The sequence below is a fragment of the Candidatus Venteria ishoeyi genome (assembly GCF_030378065.1).
Classification (GTDB): Bacteria; Pseudomonadota; Gammaproteobacteria; order Beggiatoales; family Beggiatoaceae; genus Venteria; species Venteria ishoeyi.
Genome location: NZ_JAUCGJ010000011.1, coordinates 66,321 through 84,720 on the forward strand (window position 1 = coordinate 66,321; position 18,400 = coordinate 84,720).

Here is an 18,400-nt window from a genome sequence, read left to right on the forward strand (position 1 = left end):
AATTATGCGCTAGTGCTATATTTTTACGCAACCTGAGTTCAATTTAGGCTTCATTCATCGCTGGTGGCGATGAAAGCCGCCAAAATCTCACGCTGAGTTCTTGATGGCGCGTACTGGATTTTAGTCATTTTGGAGAAAAAAACTGATATCGAACTATTATTGGTATACCGCCAACGCAGCCTTCACCGCCACACCCGCATCCAGTGACAAGCCCTGACCAAGCAAAACCGATTCCAGACTGTTAAGACAGAATAAAACATTACGTTTTCTACTAGCGTATCCCATCAAACCAATGCGCCAGATTTTGCCTGCCATCGGCCCTAAACCTGCGCCAATTTCCAAATCATAATCATTTAACAGCGTGCTGCGTACCTGTGCTTCATCCACGCCCTCTGGAATGGCAACCGCATTCAGTTGTGGCAGGCGGTCGGTGCTATCCACGACAAACTGTATACCCATCACTTCCAGACCTGCGCGCAACGCCTGATGATTTTGTTCGTGGCGGCTCCAGGCATTTTCCAGGCCCTCTTCCTCCAACATGCGCAGGCTTTCATGCAAGGCATACAAGCTGTTGACGGGCGCAGTGTGATGATAGCTGCGCTTACTCTGGCTGCCCCAATAACCCATCACCAAATTCATATCCAAAAACCAGCTCTGTACCGGGGTCTTGCGTCCACTAATCACGCTTTGCGCACATTCATTGAAACTGACAGGCGACAAACCCGGCACACAGGATAAACACTTCTGAGTACCGGAATACACTGCGTCTATACCCCATTCATCAATTTCAACCGGGGTGCCTGCCAATGAAGTCACCGCGTCCATAATGCTCATAACCCCTTGCTTTTGTGCCAGCCCAGCAATGGCTCTGGCATCGGATTGAACGCCAGTTGAGGTTTCGGCATGAACAAAAGCTAAAGCTTTGGCGTCAGGATGCTGCTTTAAGCTGGCTTCAACCTTATTCAAATCAATGGCTTTACCCCATTCATCTTCCACCATAATCGTCTCGGCACCACAGCGCAGCGCATTTTCTTTCATGCGTCCGCCAAACACACCGTTTTGACAAATAATCACCTTATCACCGGGTTCCAGCAAATTAACAAAACAGGCTTCCATACCGCTAGAACCGGGGCCGGAAATCGGCAGCGTCAGCACATTTTGGGTTTGAAACGCCATTTGTAACAAGCTTTTGATTTCTTCCATCATGCCGATAAATAAGGGATCAAGGTGTCCAATAGTCGGTTTAGCCATTGCCAGTAATACGCGATGGTGAATATCAGAAGGGCCTGGCCCCATTAAAGTTCTTTGTGGTGGTGAAAAAGCATGTGTTGACATGATTTATTCCTAATATACGAGTTCGATACCCGCTTCATTCAGCGCAAACGGTGCTGAAAACCGCTGATATCTCACGCTAGGTTATTGGTGGTAACTGAGTTCGATACCCGCTTCATTCAGCGCAAACGGCGCTGAAAACCGCTGATATCTCATGCTAGGTTATTGGTGGTAACTGAGTTCGATGTAAGTTTCATTCAGAAGCTGTTGATAGGGAACGGTCTGTAAATAACTAAGGAGTGAGGATGAAATAAATGCAGAAACTGGGCGCAGGATTTTTATTCATTTTCAAGGCGTGAAAACAGGCGCATAGCAAGCTATGTAACTGTTTTCACAACGCAGAAAATGGAGGAAAAGACCAGCCAGGTTGCTGAAGTTATAAAATTCTCACTCCTAATACAAGGTTAATGCTATTTTCTGTGACAAAAATTGCCTGAGTATTCGGTGTCCTGTAGGGATAGCACCCCTTCGAGGGGGTGTTATCCCTTTGCTAATCCTGCTCATCAATCCAGGCCATTTGTATGGCTTCCAGGATTTTCTCCCCGGCATGCTTGGGATCATCTTCAAATTCTTCAAGTTCAAGCACCCGCTGATACAAATCAGGAAAACTGATTGTTTGCGGGTCGGTATCGGGATACTTCTCAGTAAGTGAAATTGCAATATCCTGAATGTCCAGCCATTTTAATTGCATAACAAAATCCTCATTAGTATTATCATACTGTTTTTACCTGAAAAATTATAATCGTATGAGATGACAGAAATTACAAGTGGCTTTCAGTACTTTTAATATTGAAAAACTTGCCATTTTATACCAGTTTACGCCATACTAAGTGGCAGAATTTTTAATATCTCTAAGACCTTCCAGGTTTTGAAAACCTGGAAGGTCTAAAACCCATCAATCAATGGATGCGCCCTGCGCTGCTAATCTTATGCCCTGGTTACAAATTCGCCTGGAAGTGGAACAAACACAAGTTGATGCCTTATCTGATTTACTTAGCGAAGCAGGCGCATTATCTGTCACCATGCAAGATGCCGCCGATCAACCCTTGTACGAACCGCCACCGGGAGAAACACCGATTTGGTCGCACACGCAGGTGATTGGCTTATTTGAAGCAGACACCAAGCAAGATGATTTATTAGACCAGTTGCGTGTACAGTGGGGGAAAGAACTGCCACCGTTAAAGTTTGAGGACATACCGGATCAGGATTGGGTACGCAATTCCATTGCTGATTTTAAGCCCATGCAGTTTGGTAAAAAACTGTGGATATGTCCAAGCTGGCACCAACCACCCCAGGCGGACGCGGTAAATATTCTGCTCGACCCCGGTCTTGCGTTTGGTACCGGTACTCATCCTACAACGGCTTTGTGTCTGCAATGGCTGGATGACAAAGCCGACTGGTTGGCACAAAAAACGGTGATTGATTATGGTTGTGGTTCCGGTATTTTAGGCGTTGCTGCCTTAAAACTGGGTGCCAAAGTCGTATGGGGCGTGGATAACGATCCGCAAGCGCTGGTATCAACGCGGGATAATGCGGAAAAAAATACGGTCAGCACAAATTTTCACACCTGCCTGCCTGAGCAATTGCCCGCAGATGTCAGTGGACAGGCAGATTTAATCCTCGCCAATATTCTGGCAAACCCTTTGTGCGAGCTTGCACCACATTTGCTGAGTTTATGTAAACCTGGTGGTTTTCTGGTTTTATCCGGCATTTTGGATACACAAATCGATTCCATTCAGCAAGCCTATGGCAGCCAGCTACAGCGTATAGATATTGCGCAACAAGAAGAATGGATGCGGGTTTCCGGCACCAAGCCCAGCGCATAAATCCGGTGGCGCATGAATTTTATCAATGGCATAACCATCTTGCTGCTGTATCAGCTTATCGGTGAAATCAGCGTCTTATTATTAAAAATTCCCGTACCCGGCCCCGTGGTGGGCATGTTGCTGCTGTTTCTGAGCCTGTTGCTGCGTCATAAACTGGCGGAGTCACTGGCAACCAGCAGCAATGCTTTGTTAACTCACTTACCCCTGCTGTTTGTACCTGCCGGTGTTGGGGTGATGGTACATTTCCAGCGGCTACAAAATGAGTGGCTGCCTATTACCCTGGCTTTAATTTTCAGCACTGTGATTACGCTGATAATAACGGCAGGTATCATGCGTATGAGTCAGCGACTTTTATTAAAAAACGACAAAAATGATTGAGTCAGATTTCACCCATATCTGGGTTTATCTGTCAGCCTCCCCTCTATTTGGCCTAAGCATCACCCTGTTGGCTTACAGTCTCGCCCATCGCTTTTACCTGTATGTCAACGCTAATCCGTTGCTGAATCCGGTGGTGACTGCCGTTATCATGTTGATTTTGATGCTGCTGCTTTTCGATATTTCTTATCAGCAGTATTTTGCAGGTGCGCAGTTTATCCATTTTTTATTAGGGCCAGCGACAGTAGCCTTAGCCGTACCTTTATACCGTCAGTTTTCCAAACTTAAAAAATTATGGTTGCCGGTGACACTGGCAATTATTTCCGGGGTAATGACAGGCGCGTTGAGTTCAATTAGCATTGCCTGGTTGCTCGGTGCCAGTAGCCAGACCCAATTATCGCTGGCCCCCAAGTCTGTAACCACGCCAGTTGCGATGGGTATTTCCGAGCGCATCGGTGGCCTGCCTTCCTTAACGGCGGTGCTGGTGGTGATGACCGGTATACTTGGCGCGTTATTAGGCACTAAAGTCTTTAGCCTGTTAGGGATTCGTGACGACAGCATTAAAGGTATCGCGATGGGGGTCGCCGCACACGGCGTTGGCACTGCCCGCGCCTTTCAGGTGAGTCAGGAAATGGGTGCATTTTCCGGTCTGGCAATGGCGCTGTCAGCCTTTGCCACGGCGGTGATTTTGCCTTGGTTGTTGGAATTGCTGGGTTTCTTATAACAGCGATGCATAAAAGTGGCGTATGTTGTAGCATGGTAAGCATTTTTCCGTTTTCAGAGATGGATGTTTAATCATGGCCTTTACCCAGGACAATCAATATTTCAGTGTTACCACGCCGCTGGGCAAAGATAAACTGCTGTTTAAGCGCATACGCGGCAGCGAGCGACTTTCCGGCCTGTTTGAATATGAACTGGAAATGCTCTCGGAAGCCAATGATTTAAAGTTTAAATCTATCGTTGGTAAAAATCTCACTGTTACCCTGGAATTCACCGACGGCAATAAACGCTATATTCATGCCTTGGTTGCCAGCTTTGAACAATCCCGCAGCGATCAGGAGCCGGATAAAAAAAGCCACATGACCACCTACCGCGCTATTTTGCGGCCTTGGTTATGGATGTTGACCCTGACCCGTAATAGTGAAATTTTCCAGAATATGAGTACGCCGGAGATTATTAAAAAAATCTTTGGGGATTTAAGCTTTAAGGATTTTAAGGACAGCTTAAAAGGCACCTACGCTAAACGCGAATACTGCGTACAATACGAAGAAACCGCATTTAATTTTGTCTCCCGCCTGATGGAAGATGAAGGTATTTATTATTTCTTTGAGCATACCGATGCCAAACATACCCTGGTATTGGCGGATGATCTCAGCGTGCATAAGGATGTGGAAGGCTATGCCAGTGTACGTTTCTGGGATGCGCATGAAGCTTCGCAACCGGAAGATATTGTATTTGCCTGCACCTTGTCAGAAAACGTCACCACCGGCAAATACGCAGTGGATGATTTTCATTTTGAAACCCCATCCACCGACCTGCTCAGTCAGGTTTCCGGGGAGGATGGCAAGATGCGTATTTATGAGTATCAGGGATTCCAGGGGGGTTATGATAAAAAAGCCGATGGCGATAAAATTGCCAAAAAACGCATAGAATCGCTGGAATGGGAAAATAAAATCCTGCGCGGTGAAAGTTATTGCATCGGTTTTGGCGTGGGTGGCAAGTTCACCTTAAAAGAACATCCGCGCAAGGACATTAACGACAGTTATACGATTTGCACCCTGTCCATTTCTGCTACGCTCAGTAAATACCTGAATTCATTTGAAGCCATCCCTGCTAAAAGCCAGTTTCGCCCCCCTGTTGTTGCCCGCAAGCCACGTATTTCCGGGCACCAGACTGCGATAGTCACAGGCCCCAGCGGGGAGGAAATTTACACCGATAAATATGGGCGTATCAAAGTTCAATTTCACTGGGATCAACTGGGTAAAAAAGACGAAAAAACCACTTGTTTTATCCGCGTTAATCAAAGCTGGGCGGGTAAAGCCTGGGGGCGTTTGTTCCTGCCGCGCATCGGTCAGGAAGTGCTGGTCAGTTTTATCAATGGCGACCCGGATCGTCCAGTGGTGACAGGCGCTTTATATAATGCCGAGCAAACCGTGCCTTACGCCCTGCCTGCCAATAAAACTAAAAGTACCTGGAAAACCCGTTCCAGTAAAAAAGGCGGAGTGGAGGATTTTAACGAAATTTATTTTGAGGATAAAAAAGGCGAAGAGAAATTCTATCAGCATGCCCAGAAAGACATGAAAATTATGGTGGAAAATGATCGCCACAAGCGGGTGGATAATGATGAAATCAACGACATCAAAATGAACCGCACCACCACCATTGAAGAAAAAGATGACAAGCTCACCATTGCCAAGGGTAATCGCACATTGACGGTGAAACTGGCACGCACCGTTACCACCCAGGAAAAAGACGACAAACTGACGATTAATCAAGGCAGCCGCATCATTAGCATTGATGAAAAGGATTATAAACTCACCGTCAGCAAGGGCAACCGCGATATTCAGGTGAAAAAAGGCAAGGAAACCCACAAGGTTCAGGATACCCGTTTATTACATGTGGTTAGTGATGAAACCCATAATAATGATGGAGACTTTTCGCATACAGTGAAAGGCAACTACACCTTGAAAGTTACGGGTAATTTGATTCTGGATGTTACCGGGGATATTAAAGTTAAAGGCAAAAAAAATGCCGATGTCAAATTGGGCATGAACATCAAAACCAAAGCCGGTATGAATATACAAACCCAGGCTGGGGTTAATATCAAAACCAAAGCCGGGGTTAATATTGATATTAAAGCTGGGGTGATGATGAAAAATACTGCCGGGGTGATGATGAAAAATAAAGCCGGAGTGATGATGGATAACAAAGGTGGCGTGATGATGAAAAATGAAGCCGGGGTGATGATGAAAAACAAAGGTGGGGTGATGATGATTAATGAAGGTGGGCTGATGTTGACCAATAAGGCCGGACTGCTGGGTGAAGTGAAAGCCGGGGCGATTTTGATGGTGAAAGGAGGGTTGGTGCTGATTAACTGACCCGTGTTTGATAAATTTATCGTGCCTGATTTTAATGCTGGAATCAGACGCGCTCTATCAATAATTAATCTGATTCTTGATAGTACGTGTCTGATTCAAGTATTTTGACTGGAAAAATCTTATGTTGAACTCAGCTTGCTTAGCTGGAACAGGCTTTAATTGCTGTTTTTAGTTGGTTTTTACTGCACTTCTTGCTTGTGCCAACGCACCATTTTTTACGCTTGTCCCAGGCCGTAATAATGCGATTTCTGCCATTTTTACATTTTACATTGTATTTGATGTAGGTCTTACCCCCAAATAAGGTGGTTTCTTTAGAACAATAATTAATATTGCTGGGAGAGCAGCGTTCACCTCTGGCCCAGGCTGATTCAGCGGTTAAGGACGCAAGTGCGCAATACAATATGGAAAGAGAAATTTTATGCATGGCGGTATTTCCTTTTATGATAGGTGTTTTCGTATGTCGTGCTTTTATTATATTTAGAATATTATTATATCGTTGTTAATTGCTTGAAATGAAAATAGATTTATTTTATATAAATATAAAATTTATAACTATTTTCAATTGTTGCCCACGATTTCATACTAATACTCCTGAAAACTCTGAAGAACTTTTTTGCCTCTAATAAAATCAATGACTTATGCGGATATGCATCACCTAAAATCAATGATTTACGGACTTTTCCAGAGTTTTCAGAATACTCTCATCCCTTAAAGTTTTTTGGATAAGGGTGCTGGTAAGGAGGAGAAATTGTCTTCTTCAATACTAAGTCTGGGCCAAGCAGCAAGTAATGCCTTAACCAGTGTTGCCAGAGGGATTGCAAAAAAGACCCCCCAAAACCCCCAGAGTCCGCCAAATACCAATACCGCCATAATAATGGCAACCGGATGCAGATTGACTGCTTCAGAAAATAACAGGGGTACCAGGACATTGCCATCTAGGGCCTGGATAATAAAATAGACTGCGGATAACCATAAAAAGTCAGACCCCCAGCCCCACTGAAAATAGGCAACCAGTACCACGGGAAAGGTGACAACGGCTGCACCAATGTAGGGTACGACAACGGATAAACCAACCAGTGCTCCCAGTAATGGCGCGTAATTTAAACCCATAAAAGTAAATGCAACATAGCTGCCACTGCCTACAATCAGAATTTCATAAAATTTACCCCGTACATAATTCCCCATCTGTTTATTCATTTCATCCCAGATGCGTTGCGCAGCGGTATGCTCTGCGGGTAAAAAACCTTTCAGCCAACCCAAAATCAGGGTTTTATCTTTCATAAAAAAGAATACCATTACCGGAACCAAAACCAGATACACTAAAAAAGTGATTAATAGTGGCATGGAGTTGATGGAGTAAGAGAGCAGCATTTGTGCAAAATCATTGGTTTTGCTACGCGCATCAGTGATGATGCGATCAACTTGTTCGATAGAGAAAAAGTCTGGGTAGCGTTCTGGCAGTTGCAGTAATAAGCTGTGCCCGGTCATTATCCAATTTGGCACTTCCTGTAGAAACTGACTGAGTTGCAAAGAAAGCAGTGGCAGCATAATTAATAATATAAACATTAATAATGCCATAAATGCCATAAAAACAGACCAGACACTTAGCAGTCGTGGGGTTTTAAGCGATTTTGTGAGTCCACAAACCGAGCCTTCTAATAAGAAGCTGATAACCAAGGCGGCAAACATAGGGGCAAGGATTTTGCCCAGGGTGAAAATAACCGTAAAGCCCAGCAAGAGCAAGATTAGTAGCAATACGGCCTGAGGATGGGATAAGTAGCGTCGAAACCAGACGCCTAGAACCTGGATCATTATATATGTCGTGTTAAGGGTTTATATCAGTTGTCGATTATTTCGCAAGCGTATAGCGCATGAAATATTCGTGCCATGCGGGAGTATAACATTGCAAACCGTGTTATGCAGGCTGTAAAAATGCCTGGTAATGTTGTTCAAAGATGATTTCTAACTCATCAATGACTTCTTTCGCTTCACGTCCCTGAATCATATGCTGACTCATCAGTGCTGCCGTTTCATTGAGCATTTTTGATTTTTCCAGCATGGGATAGCTCGCTGATAGTCGCTTAATGGCAGCAATGACAGACTCCTGCTCCGGGCGTGCGATTAAAACCGGTTTCAAGGTTTTTGGATCGGGTATGTCTGCACGGGCGTGCAAAAACTCGGCAAAAGCAAGCAAGGTCTCTCGTTCTGTCTGTGGTAGCTTATCCCAGCATTTCAATAGGCGTTTTTTTAAGTTTGTCATTATTGAGCTTTATCCGGGTGTTCACTGCAATATTGGCGAGCAAATGTTAACAACTCATCCATTGCACGCAGACGAAATTTCTGTTTCTGGTGTACGAATGAAAAGGGGCGTTGTAATGTGGGTTTGAGTTTTACGGCTTTTAGTGTGCCAAGTTTTAATTCTTTTTGTACGGTTGCTCTGGATAAAATGGAAACACCCATACCTGCTTCGACCGCACCTTTAATGGCTTCAGGGCTGCCCAGTTCCATCACAATATTGAGGTTGCAGGCAGAAATACCTGCGGTTTCCAGATATTCGGAAATGACTTCCCGGGTACCTGAGCCTTCTTCGCGGCAGATGTAAGGCTCGGTGAATAAATCATGTACTGATACGGTTTTATTTTTGGCGAAAGGGTGATCTATCGGTACCACGCCCACCATGTGATCCTGCCAGCACAACTCGACAACCAGACTCTTATTATTGACCGGTGCTTCGACAACGCCAAGATCAATAACATTATCTTCAATCATCGAAACAATACCTTCAGTATTGGATATTTTCAGGCGTATTCTGACTTTTGGATACTTGCGTTTAAAATCACCTAACAGGGTAGGCAGCATATATTCTGCAATAGTGGTACTTGCACCGATGACAAGTACACCGCTAACATCGCCAGTGAGTTCTTTGACCGCATTTTCCATTTCTGCATAATGGTCAAAAATCTTTTCGGCATATTCAAAAACACGCTCTCCTGCACTTGTCAGGCTGATACGGTTATGGGTTCTGTCAAACAAACGGGTATTAAAATATTCTTCGAGTTGGCGTACTTGAAAAGTCACGGCTGGCTGTGTCATGTGTAATGCATCAGCTGCTTTGGTAAAGCTTAGCATGCGCGCAACGGTATAAAAAACTTGTAAACGGCGATCTGCCATTACTGTTTGCTCCTGAGTGTATGGAGATTATTGATTGTTATCTAATCGTGAGTTCGATATAAGGGTTTTTATCCAAAAATGCTAAACCTCCAGCATTTGGAGATTAATAACATGAGATGTAAGCGGCTTTGCAGGAACGAAGTGGATGAATGAAGCTTATATCAAATTCAGATTATACATAATAGCATAGGCAAAAATAAAAATAGTTGGCAATTAATTGAGTTTATATCGCTGCTGCTAAGGCTGCATATTACGGTTTCAAGCTGAAATTTTGTTGTTCAGGCTGATTTAATGATAATCTGAAATTCAAATAAAGCGTGCAGAATAAATTATTTAGACTTGACATTGTTGCTGTTGAAATATATATTGTGCCGCTTCCCCAAAGTCGGGCGTGTTTTCTATGGTCTGATTTTATTGAATGGGTTTATTGTATTTTTTTGAAGCTACAAATCCTTACAGCCTCTGGATTTGAGCGAGACTTTTATAAAGAGATTTGATCTGGAGTAGGCATGGCTACAATTAACCAGTTGGTACGCAATCCACGTAAACGGCAGCTAAAGAAAAGTAATGTGCCGGCGTTGGATGCTTGTCCTCAGAAACGCGGTGTATGTACCCGTGTTTATACAACAACCCCGAAAAAACCGAACTCAGCAATGCGTAAGGTTGCGCGTGTTCGTTTAACTAACGGGCATGAGGTGACTAGCTATATTGGTGGTGAGGGTCATAATCTTCAGGAGCACTCTGTTGTATTGATTCGTGGTGGTCGTGTTAAGGATTTACCCGGTGTGCGTTATCATACCGTGCGCGGAAGTCTGGATACCTCTGGTGTGGGCGAGCGTCGTCAAGGGCGTTCTAAATATGGCGCTAAGCGTCCTAAGTCCTAAGCTTTTGTCCTGTTTTTACTCTGTCCTGATATTTATTTGCGGAATTTGTTATGCCAAGAAGACGTGTTGTTGCTAAGCGAGCAATTTTACCTGACCCAAAATTTGGGGATGAGACCATTGCGAAATTTATTAATATGGTAATGGAGCGTGGTAAAAAATCCGTTGCTGAGCGTGTTGTTTATGGTGCTTTAGAGCAAGTAGGCGAGAAAGCAAAATTAAGCAATGAAGAAGAGATTTTAGAGATCTTTTCTAAAGCGCTAGATAATATTCGCCCTGTGGTTGAGGTGAAATCCCGTCGTGTGGGTGGCTCAACTTATCAGGTGCCTGTCGAAGTGCGTCCTGTACGTCGTACTGCACTGGCTATGCGCTGGATTGTTGATGCTGCGCGCCGTCGTGGTGAAAAAAGTATGGGTTTGCGTCTGGCTGGCGAACTGATGGATGCCTATGAGAAAAAAGGCACAGCGATGAAAAAACGTGAAGACGTACATCGTATGGCTGAAGCAAACAAGGCTTTTGCACATTTCCGTTGGTAATTGAGTTTGGTTTTAAGTTGATTTGCTTTTAACTGTGAATGAGTGAAAGTTGCTCAAGATCCCGCAGCTGAAGTTTTAAAGTTTTTTTAAGAAGGTTTAGATAACGTGGCACGTAAAACACCTATCGAGCGCTACCGTAATATTGGTATTATGGCTCACATTGATGCAGGTAAAACAACAACAACAGAGCGTGTGTTGTTTTATACTGGCTTATCTCACAAAATTGGTGAGGTTCATGACGGTGCCGCGACAATGGACTGGATGGAGCAGGAGCAGGAGCGTGGTATTACCATTACTTCTGCGGCAACCACCTGTTTCTGGAGCGGGATGGATAAGCAGTTTCCCGAGCATCGCGTTAATATTATTGATACCCCGGGACACGTAGACTTTACCATTGAGGTAGAGCGTTCCTTGCGCGTATTAGATGGTGCTTGCGCTGTATTTTGCGCAGTTGGTGGTGTTGAGCCACAATCAGAAACTGTGTGGCGTCAAGGTAATAAATATAAAGTGCCACGCATGGCATTTGTTAATAAAATGGATCGTGCGGGTGCCGATTTCTTGCGCGTTATTGAGCAGATTAAAACCCGTCTGGCAGCAAATCCTGTGCCTTTGCAGTTGCCTATTGGTGCAGAGGAAGGTTTTGAAGGGGTTGTTGACTTAATTAAAATGAAAGCCATTTACTGGGATGATTCAACCCAGGGTATGAGTTATGAAGAGCGTGAAATTGCAGAAGATATGCGCGATCTTTGTGATGAGTGGCGTGAAAAAATGCTGGAGTCCGTGGCGGAGTCTTCTGAAGAACTCATGGAGAAGTACCTGGAAGAAGGTGACTTGACTGAGGAAGAAATTCGTAGCGGAATTCGGACTTTAACCCTGAATAATGAAATTGTGCCTGCTTTATGTGGTTCTGCCTTTAAGAACAAAGGTGTGCAGGCCATGTTGGATGCCATTGTTGACTTTATGCCATCGCCACTTGATGTGCCAGCAATTACGGGTCTACTTGATGATGAAGAGACTGAAGCTTCGCGTCAAGCATCAGATGATGAGCCTTTTGCAGCGTTGGCATTTAAAATTGCAACCGACCCATTTGTCGGAACGCTAACTTTTTTCCGGGTGTATTCCGGTGTGCTGAATTCCGGGGATAGTGTTTTTAACTCGGTAAGAAGTAAAAAAGAGCGTGTTGGACGTATCGTACAGATGCATTCAAACAGCCGTGAAGAAATCAGAGAAGTTCGCGCAGGTGATATTGCCGCAGCCGTTGGCTTAAAAGATGTTACAACGGGTGATACCTTATGCGATAAAGAGAATATTATTATTCTTGAGCGTATGGAATTTCCTGAACCAGTGATTGCAGTTGCTGTTGAGCCAAAAACCAAAGCCGATCAGGAAAAAATGGGGGTTGCACTGGGTAAATTAGCCGCAGAAGATCCTTCGTTCCGGGTTTCCACTGATGAAGAGTCAGGCCAGACTATTATCGCTGGTATGGGTGAGCTGCATCTGGATATTATTGTTGACAGGATGCGCCGCGAATTTAATGTGGAAGCCAATGTGGGTGCGCCACAGGTTGCTTACCGTGAAACAGTTAAGAAAGCGATTGAGATTGAAGGTAAATTTGTGCGTCAGTCTGGTGGTCGTGGTCAGTATGGTCATGTCTGGCTGAAAATCGATCCACGTGAACCTGGTGAAGGTTATGAGTTTATTAACCAGATTGTCGGTGGTGTAATTCCTAAGGAATACATTCCAGCCGTTGATAAGGGTATTCAGGAGCAGATGGAAAACGGTGTTATTGCCGGTTATCCTGTTGTTGATGTAAAAGTAACCTTATTTGATGGTTCTTATCATGATGTAGACTCCAATGAAATGGCCTTTAAGATTGCTGGCTCCATGGCCTTTAAAGAAGGTGCGCGTAAAGCGGGTGCGGTATTGCTTGAGCCGATTATGGATGTTGAAGTGGTAACGCCAGAAGAATATATGGGTGATGTGATGGGGGATTTAAATCGTCGTCGCGGCATCCTTCAGGGTATGGATGAAATTCCAACCGGTAAGACAATCTCTGCTGAAGTACCTTTAGCTGAGATGTTTGGTTATGCCACTGATTTGCGCTCTTTAAGCCAGGGTCGTGCAAACTATACGATGCAATTCGGGCGTTATGCCGAAGCACCAAGTAGTATTGCTGATGAGGTTATCAAGAAAACGCAGGGCTAATTGCCTTTAATTGATTTTTTAGCTTTCATTGCTTTGCAATGAAAGCAATTTGTTCTTTAATAATTTAGTATTATTTCCTGGAATTTAAGGGGTTTATTGTGTCTAAGGAAAAGTTTGAGCGTGGCAAGCCACACGTTAATGTCGGTACCATCGGTCACGTGGATCATGGTAAAACCACGTTAACCGCAGCGATTACCAAATGCATGGCAGAGCGCCATGGTGGTGAATCCAAGGCTTATGACCAAATCGATAATGCGCCAGAAGAGCGCGAGCGCGGCATTACTATTGCAACTGCGCACGTTGAATATGAATCTGATAACCGTCATTATGCACACGTTGACTGCCCCGGACACGCGGATTATGTGAAAAACATGATCACTGGCGCGGCGCAGATGGATGGCGCAATTCTGGTGGTTTCCGCAGCAGATGGCCCTATGCCGCAAACCCGTGAACATATCTTGCTGGCACGTCAGGTGGGTGTGCCTTATGTTGTTGTCTACATGAACAAAGCGGACATGGTGGATGACGAAGAATTGCTGGAACTGGTAGAAATGGAAGTGCGTGAACTGCTCGACAGTTACGAATTCCCAGGTGATGATACCCCGGTTGTTATCGGTTCTGCACTGAAAGCAATTGAAGGTGACCAGAGTGATATTGGCGTACCTTCCATTAATAAACTGGTTGAAGCATTAGACTCTTATATTCCAGAGCCAGAGCGTGATATTGATCAAGCCTTCCTGATGCCGATTGAAGATGTATTCTCTATCTCTGGTCGTGGCACGGTGGTTACGGGTCGTATTGAGCGTGGTGTGGTTAAAGTCGGCGAAGAAATTGAAATCGTTGGTATTAAAGAAACCACCAAAACCACCTGTACCGGTGTGGAAATGTTCCGTAAACTCCTGGATTCAGGCGTTGCTGGTGACAATGTAGGTGTGTTACTGCGTGGTACCAAGCGTGAAGATGTTGAGCGTGGTCAGGTATTGGCTAAGCCAGGTTCCATTACCCCGCATACCCATTTTGAAGCTGAAGTATATATTCTGAGTAAAGAAGAAGGTGGGCGTCATACCCCATTCTTTAACGGCTATCGTCCTCAGTTCTATTTCCGTACCACTGATGTAACCGGTGCAGTTGAACTGCCTGAAGGTGTGGAAATGGTTATGCCAGGTGATAACGTGAAAATGGATGTTACCCTGATTGCGCCGATTGCAATGGAAGAAGGTCTGCGCTTTGCAATTCGTGAAGGCGGTCGTACCGTTGGAGCAGGGGTTGTTTCCAAAGTTATTGAATAAGTAAAGAAGCATCATCAAACATTGTGTTGATGGTGCTTTTTTTGTTTATTTTTATTATTAACTGGTGTATAATTGCCTGCTTTCTTTTTGGGTATCCATATGGCAAATCAAAGAATTCGTATTCGTCTCAAAGCATTTGATCATCGTTTAATTGATCAGTCTGCAAAAGAGATTGTTGAAACTGCTCGTCGTACCGGAGCGCAGTTGAAAGGGCCTATTCCCTTGCCGACAAAAAAAGAACGGTACACCGTATTGATTTCACCGCACGTTAATAAAGATGCGCGTGATCAGTATGAGTTGCGTACCCATAAGCGTTTGTTGGATATTATTGATCCAACAGATAAAACAGTAGATGCGTTGATGAAGCTGGATCTCGCCGCAGGCGTAGATGTCCAGATTAAATTGAACTGATTTGCTTTTTAATCTTTGTTCATTGAATATGAGTAAAGGTTAATTGGAGAGTATTTCATAATGAGTATCGGCATGGTTGGTCGAAAATGTGGCATGACCCGTATTTTTCAGGATGATGGGTCCTCTGTCCCGGTTACCGTAATAGAAATGGAACCGAATCGAATCACTCAAATTAAAACTGAAGAGAGTGAAGGTTATAGCGCAGTGCAAGTGACTTGTGGTACGCGCAAACCTATTCGTGTTAATAAAGCGACTGCTGGACACTTGGCGAAAGCTGAAGTTGAAGCAGGCCGTGGTTTTTGGGAGTTTCGCTTAAGCCAGAAAGAAGTGGAAGGTATGCAGACGGGTAGCGATATCAAAGTCGATATTTTTCAGGAAGTGGCTAAGGTGGATGTAGCGGGTACTTCTAAAGGGCGTGGTTTTGCAGGTGTTGTAAAGCGTCATAACTTTAAAATGCAAGATGCAACGCACGGTAACTCTTTATCGCACAGAGCGCCGGGTTCTATTGGTCAAAACCAAAGCCCAGGTCGTGTCTTTAAGGGTAAGAAAATGGCTGGCCAGATGGGTAATGTGCGTTGCACAGTACAGAGTCTGGAAGTTGTTCGCGTTGATGTGGAGCGTAATTTACTGCTGGTCAAAGGGGGTGTCCCCGGTGCGCCTGGCAGTGATGTGTTTGTGAAAGCTGCAGTGAAAGCGAAGTAAGGGGAGACTTATCATGGAATTGGCTTTACAGGCATTAAATGGTGGTGAATCCTCCAGCGTCAATGTTTCTGAAGAAGTATTTGGGGTTGAGTTCAAGCAAACGCTGGTGCATCAAGTTGTTACTGCTTATCAAGCAGCAGGACGTTCTGGTACCAAAGCACAAAAAAGTCGCTCACAGGTTAGAGGCAGTACAGCAAAACCTTGGCGGCAGAAAGGTACGGGTCGAGCGCGTGCAGGTTGTGTGCGCAGTCCTTTGTGGCGTAGTGGTGGTGTAACTTTCGCTGCGTCACCAAGAGATTATACTCAGAAGTTGAATAAAAAAATGTATCGAGGCGCATTGCGCTCCATTTTTTCTGAGTTAATTCGGCAAGAACGTTTGGTTGTGGTTGATGGTCTCTCAGTGAGTGAGCCAAAAACTAAAGCACTGCTTGCACAATTGAAAGCATTTGAAGGCAGCAGTTTATTGCTGGTTGTTGATGCTTTGGAAGAAAATATGATGTTGGCTGCCAGGAATCTGGTGAAGATAGCAGCGGTTGATGCGGTATCTGTTGATCCGGTCAATTTGTTGTGGGCAGATAAAGTGCTGGTCACTCCTGCTGCAATGAAACAGCTTGAGGAGAAACTGGGATGAGTGCGGTTCATGAAATAGATCAAGCGCGCCTGATGGAGATATTATTGTCTCCTCGTGTTTCTGAAAAAGCAATGCAGCAGGCTGATAAAGATCGCCAGTTTGTATTTAAAGTGGCTTCTGATGCGACAAAGCAAGAAGTTAAGCAGGCAGTTGAGTTATTGTTTGAAGTTAAAGTCAATAGCGTTCAGACTGTTGTGGTGAAAGGTAAACGTAAAACCTTTGGTCGGATTGCTGGTAAGCGCGTGAATTGGAAGAAAGCGTATGTTTGCTTGCAAGAAGGCTACGATATTGATTTTGGTACCGAATAAGGTTGTTTGCATTCATGCAAAATAGCTGGAGATAGTGAAAGATGGCTGTTATTAAAACAAAACCAACTTCTGCCGGACGCCGCTTTGTCGTTAAGGTAGTGACCCCGGAGTTGCATAAAGGGAAACCTCATGCAGCTTTGTTGGAAACCAAGAAAAAAAATGGTGGGCGTAATAGTTATGGTCGCATCACGGTGCGTCACCAAGGTGGTGGCCATAAGCAGCATTACCGTAAAGTTGACTTTAAGCGTAATAAAGATGATGTGCCAGCAAAGGTAGAGCGTCTGGAATATGATCCTAATCGTAGCGCGCACTTGGCCCTGTTGTTATATGCAGATGGTGAGCGCACTTATATTATTGCGCCACGCGGCATTAAAGCAGGTGACCCAATAGTTTCAGGAGAGCATTCTCCCATTAAACCGGGTAATTGCCTGCCGTTGCGGAATATTCCTGTGGGTAGTACTGTGCATTGTATTGAGTTAAAGCCTGGTAAGGGTGCGCAGATGGCGCGCAGTGCAGGTGCTTCAGTACAGTTAGTTGCGCGTGAAGGACGTCATGCAACCTTGCGTTTACGTTCTGGTGAAATGCGTAAAGTGCTTTCTGATTGCCGCGCCGTGATTGGTGAAGTCAGTAATCATGAACATAATCTGCGTTCTTTAGGTAAGGCTGGTGCGTCACGTTGGCGTGGTGTGCGTCCTACCGTGCGTGGTGTGGTGATGAACCCAGTTGACCATCCACATGGTGGTGGTGAAGGCCGTACTTCTGGTGGTCGTCATCCAGTAACGCCTTGGGGTTTCCCAACTAAAGGCGCGAAAACGCGTAAGAATAAACGTACGGATAAAATGATTGTACGTCGTCGTAAATAATCGGCACAAAGATAACTTGGGTTCAATAGCGTAAGACGGAAGCAGTTTTTAGCGCCGTGAGTGCTAAATGGGGTTTGCGTTGAACTCAAGTAAGTATAAGGTAGACGACAGAAGTGCGTCTGTCCTCTCTATCTGGAAAAAAGGTGAATTATGCCACGTTCAATTAAAAAAGGTCCTTTTGTTGATCTGCATTTGTTGAAAAAAGTAGACACAGCAAGAGAAACAAATAATAAGCGCCCGATTAAAACCTGGTCGCGTCGTTCTATGGTGCTGCCTGATATGGTTGGCTTGACCATTGCTGTACATAATGGTCGCCAGCATGTCCCTGTTTTTATTACAGAAAACATGGTTGGCCACAAGTTGGGTGAGTTTGCATTAACACGAACTTATCGTGGTCATGCGGCAGACAGAAAAGCTAAGCGCTAAGGGGAATATTTGTGGAAGTATCAGCAAAGTATCGCTATGCTCGCATTTCGGCGCAAAAGTGCCGTTTGGTCGCAGATCAGGTGCGTGGTTTGGCTGTTGAAGAAGCTTTAAACTTATTAGTTTTTAGTAATAAAAAAGCAGCGCCGATGGTTAAAAAAGTATTAGATTCTGCCATTGCGAATGCTGAAAATAATGAAGGGGCAGATATCGACGAGTTACGGGTTTCTCGTATTTGTGTCGATGAAGGGCCTACATTTAAACGCATGAGAGCACGGGCGAAAGGTCGTGGTAATCGTATCTTGAAACGTGGTAGTCACATTACAGTGACTGTTGCAGATCGCTGATT

General features: G+C 44.6%; 20 protein-coding genes. 15 read left to right on the plus strand and 5 right to left on the minus strand.

Going from position 1 to position 18,400, the window contains the following annotated elements:
* Positions 1 to 156: 156 nt before the first annotated feature.
* A complete protein-coding gene (locus QUF61_RS05290) occupies positions 157 to 1,335 on the minus strand; it encodes a pyridoxal-phosphate-dependent aminotransferase family protein (protein ID WP_289680842.1) in 1,179 nt (392 codons plus the stop codon).
* 487 nt (positions 1,336 to 1,822) lie between these two features.
* Positions 1,823 to 2,023 (minus strand): Fe-S cluster assembly protein IscX, encoded by a 201-nt coding sequence (iscX, locus tag QUF61_RS05295; protein WP_103921893.1) that lies wholly within the window; start codon positions 2,021 to 2,023, stop codon positions 1,823 to 1,825.
* 238 nt (positions 2,024 to 2,261) lie between these two features.
* Here iscX and prmA point away from each other — a divergent pair, with 238 nt between their 5' ends.
* From prmA to QUF61_RS05315, 4 genes are all read left to right on the plus strand, one after another.
* Positions 2,262 to 3,158 (plus strand): 50S ribosomal protein L11 methyltransferase, encoded by an 897-nt coding sequence (gene prmA, locus QUF61_RS05300; RefSeq protein ID WP_289680843.1) that lies wholly within the window; start codon positions 2,262 to 2,264, stop codon positions 3,156 to 3,158.
* A gap of 12 nt (positions 3,159 to 3,170) precedes the next feature.
* On the plus strand, positions 3,171 to 3,536 hold the full coding sequence (locus QUF61_RS05305) for a CidA/LrgA family protein (protein WP_103921894.1): 366 nt from the start codon (positions 3,171 to 3,173) through the stop codon (positions 3,534 to 3,536).
* Positions 3,529 to 4,257 carry an LrgB family protein gene (locus QUF61_RS05310; RefSeq protein WP_103921895.1) on the plus strand — a complete coding sequence of 243 codons (729 nt, stop codon included), beginning with the start codon at positions 3,529 to 3,531 and terminating at the stop codon, positions 4,255 to 4,257. The genes QUF61_RS05305 and QUF61_RS05310 overlap by 8 nt, the downstream gene beginning before the upstream one ends.
* A gap of 73 nt (positions 4,258 to 4,330) precedes the next feature.
* Positions 4,331 to 6,631, plus strand: a complete 2,301-nt coding sequence (locus QUF61_RS05315) for a type VI secretion system Vgr family protein (RefSeq protein ID WP_289680846.1) — start codon at positions 4,331 to 4,333, stop codon at positions 6,629 to 6,631.
* A gap of 708 nt (positions 6,632 to 7,339) precedes the next feature.
* Here QUF61_RS05315 and QUF61_RS05320 read toward each other — a convergent pair.
* The 3 genes from QUF61_RS05320 to QUF61_RS05330 form a co-directional block, all read right to left on the minus strand.
* Positions 7,340 to 8,443: an AI-2E family transporter gene (locus QUF61_RS05320; RefSeq protein ID WP_289680847.1), complete on the minus strand. Its 1,104-nt coding sequence runs from the start codon at positions 8,441 to 8,443 to the stop codon at positions 7,340 to 7,342.
* 103 nt (positions 8,444 to 8,546) lie between these two features.
* Complete coding sequence (locus QUF61_RS05325; protein ID WP_289680848.1) at positions 8,547 to 8,891, minus strand: Crp/Fnr family transcriptional regulator; 345 nt, start codon at positions 8,889 to 8,891, stop codon at positions 8,547 to 8,549.
* Positions 8,891 to 9,802, minus strand: coding sequence for a selenium metabolism-associated LysR family transcriptional regulator (locus QUF61_RS05330; RefSeq protein ID WP_289680849.1), 912 nt, complete (start codon positions 9,800 to 9,802; stop codon positions 8,891 to 8,893). The genes QUF61_RS05325 and QUF61_RS05330 overlap by 1 nt, the downstream gene beginning before the upstream one ends.
* A 509-nt stretch (positions 9,803 to 10,311) precedes the next feature.
* Here QUF61_RS05330 and rpsL point away from each other — a divergent pair.
* From rpsL to rplV, 11 genes are all read left to right on the plus strand, one after another.
* Positions 10,312 to 10,686, plus strand: coding sequence for a 30S ribosomal protein S12 (gene rpsL, locus QUF61_RS05335; protein ID WP_103921901.1), 375 nt, complete (start codon positions 10,312 to 10,314; stop codon positions 10,684 to 10,686).
* 50 nt (positions 10,687 to 10,736) lie between these two features.
* Positions 10,737 to 11,219, plus strand: a complete 483-nt coding sequence (gene rpsG, locus QUF61_RS05340) for a 30S ribosomal protein S7 (protein ID WP_103921902.1) — start codon at positions 10,737 to 10,739, stop codon at positions 11,217 to 11,219.
* Positions 11,220 to 11,324: 105 nt separating this feature from the next.
* Positions 11,325 to 13,424, plus strand: coding sequence for an elongation factor G (gene fusA / locus QUF61_RS05345; RefSeq protein WP_103921903.1), 2,100 nt, complete (start codon positions 11,325 to 11,327; stop codon positions 13,422 to 13,424).
* 98 nt (positions 13,425 to 13,522) lie between these two features.
* On the plus strand, positions 13,523 to 14,713 hold the full coding sequence (tuf, locus tag QUF61_RS05350; RefSeq protein WP_103921904.1) for an elongation factor Tu: 1,191 nt from the start codon (positions 13,523 to 13,525) through the stop codon (positions 14,711 to 14,713).
* A gap of 93 nt (positions 14,714 to 14,806) precedes the next feature.
* Positions 14,807 to 15,124 (plus strand): 30S ribosomal protein S10, encoded by a 318-nt coding sequence (gene rpsJ, locus QUF61_RS05355; RefSeq protein ID WP_455423313.1) that lies wholly within the window; start codon positions 14,807 to 14,809, stop codon positions 15,122 to 15,124.
* A 60-nt stretch (positions 15,125 to 15,184) separates the two neighbouring features.
* Positions 15,185 to 15,826, plus strand: a complete 642-nt coding sequence (rplC, locus tag QUF61_RS05360; RefSeq protein ID WP_103919827.1) for a 50S ribosomal protein L3 — start codon at positions 15,185 to 15,187, stop codon at positions 15,824 to 15,826.
* Between the two features lie 13 nt (positions 15,827 to 15,839).
* Complete coding sequence (rplD, locus tag QUF61_RS05365; RefSeq protein WP_103919826.1) at positions 15,840 to 16,457, plus strand: 50S ribosomal protein L4; 618 nt, start codon at positions 15,840 to 15,842, stop codon at positions 16,455 to 16,457.
* A complete protein-coding gene (rplW, locus tag QUF61_RS05370) occupies positions 16,454 to 16,765 on the plus strand; it encodes a 50S ribosomal protein L23 (protein ID WP_103919825.1) in 312 nt (103 codons plus the stop codon). The genes rplD and rplW overlap by 4 nt, the downstream gene beginning before the upstream one ends.
* Positions 16,766 to 16,806: 41 nt before the next feature.
* On the plus strand, positions 16,807 to 17,628 hold the full coding sequence (gene rplB / locus QUF61_RS05375; protein WP_103919824.1) for a 50S ribosomal protein L2: 822 nt from the start codon (positions 16,807 to 16,809) through the stop codon (positions 17,626 to 17,628).
* 150 nt (positions 17,629 to 17,778) lie between these two features.
* Positions 17,779 to 18,054 carry a 30S ribosomal protein S19 gene (gene rpsS, locus QUF61_RS05380; protein WP_103919823.1) on the plus strand — a complete coding sequence of 92 codons (276 nt, stop codon included), beginning with the start codon at positions 17,779 to 17,781 and terminating at the stop codon, positions 18,052 to 18,054.
* A gap of 11 nt (positions 18,055 to 18,065) precedes the next feature.
* Positions 18,066 to 18,398 (plus strand): 50S ribosomal protein L22, encoded by a 333-nt coding sequence (gene rplV / locus QUF61_RS05385; RefSeq protein WP_103919822.1) that lies wholly within the window; start codon positions 18,066 to 18,068, stop codon positions 18,396 to 18,398.
* Positions 18,399 to 18,400 lie beyond the last annotated feature (2 nt).

Coding starts and splice junctions, on each gene's coding strand:
- QUF61_RS05290 (WP_289680842.1), bottom strand. CDS start 1,335: ATGTCAACACATGCTTTTTCACCACCACAAAGAACTTTAATGGGGCCA.
- iscX (WP_103921893.1), bottom strand. CDS start 2,023: ATGCAATTAAAATGGCTGGACATTCAGGATATTGCAATTTCACTTACT.
- prmA (WP_289680843.1), top strand. CDS start 2,262: ATGCCCTGGTTACAAATTCGCCTGGAAGTGGAACAAACACAAGTTGAT.
- QUF61_RS05305 (WP_103921894.1), top strand. CDS start 3,171: ATGAATTTTATCAATGGCATAACCATCTTGCTGCTGTATCAGCTTATC.
- QUF61_RS05310 (WP_103921895.1), top strand. CDS start 3,529: ATGATTGAGTCAGATTTCACCCATATCTGGGTTTATCTGTCAGCCTCC.
- QUF61_RS05315 (WP_289680846.1), top strand. CDS start 4,331: ATGGCCTTTACCCAGGACAATCAATATTTCAGTGTTACCACGCCGCTG.
- QUF61_RS05320 (WP_289680847.1), bottom strand. CDS start 8,443: ATGATCCAGGTTCTAGGCGTCTGGTTTCGACGCTACTTATCCCATCCT.
- QUF61_RS05325 (WP_289680848.1), bottom strand. CDS start 8,891: ATGACAAACTTAAAAAAACGCCTATTGAAATGCTGGGATAAGCTACCA.
- QUF61_RS05330 (WP_289680849.1), bottom strand. CDS start 9,802: ATGGCAGATCGCCGTTTACAAGTTTTTTATACCGTTGCGCGCATGCTA.
- rpsL (WP_103921901.1), top strand. CDS start 10,312: ATGGCTACAATTAACCAGTTGGTACGCAATCCACGTAAACGGCAGCTA.
- rpsG (WP_103921902.1), top strand. CDS start 10,737: ATGCCAAGAAGACGTGTTGTTGCTAAGCGAGCAATTTTACCTGACCCA.
- rplC (WP_103919827.1), top strand. CDS start 15,185: ATGAGTATCGGCATGGTTGGTCGAAAATGTGGCATGACCCGTATTTTT.
- rplD (WP_103919826.1), top strand. CDS start 15,840: ATGGAATTGGCTTTACAGGCATTAAATGGTGGTGAATCCTCCAGCGTC.
- rplW (WP_103919825.1), top strand. CDS start 16,454: ATGAGTGCGGTTCATGAAATAGATCAAGCGCGCCTGATGGAGATATTA.
- rplB (WP_103919824.1), top strand. CDS start 16,807: ATGGCTGTTATTAAAACAAAACCAACTTCTGCCGGACGCCGCTTTGTC.
- rpsS (WP_103919823.1), top strand. CDS start 17,779: ATGCCACGTTCAATTAAAAAAGGTCCTTTTGTTGATCTGCATTTGTTG.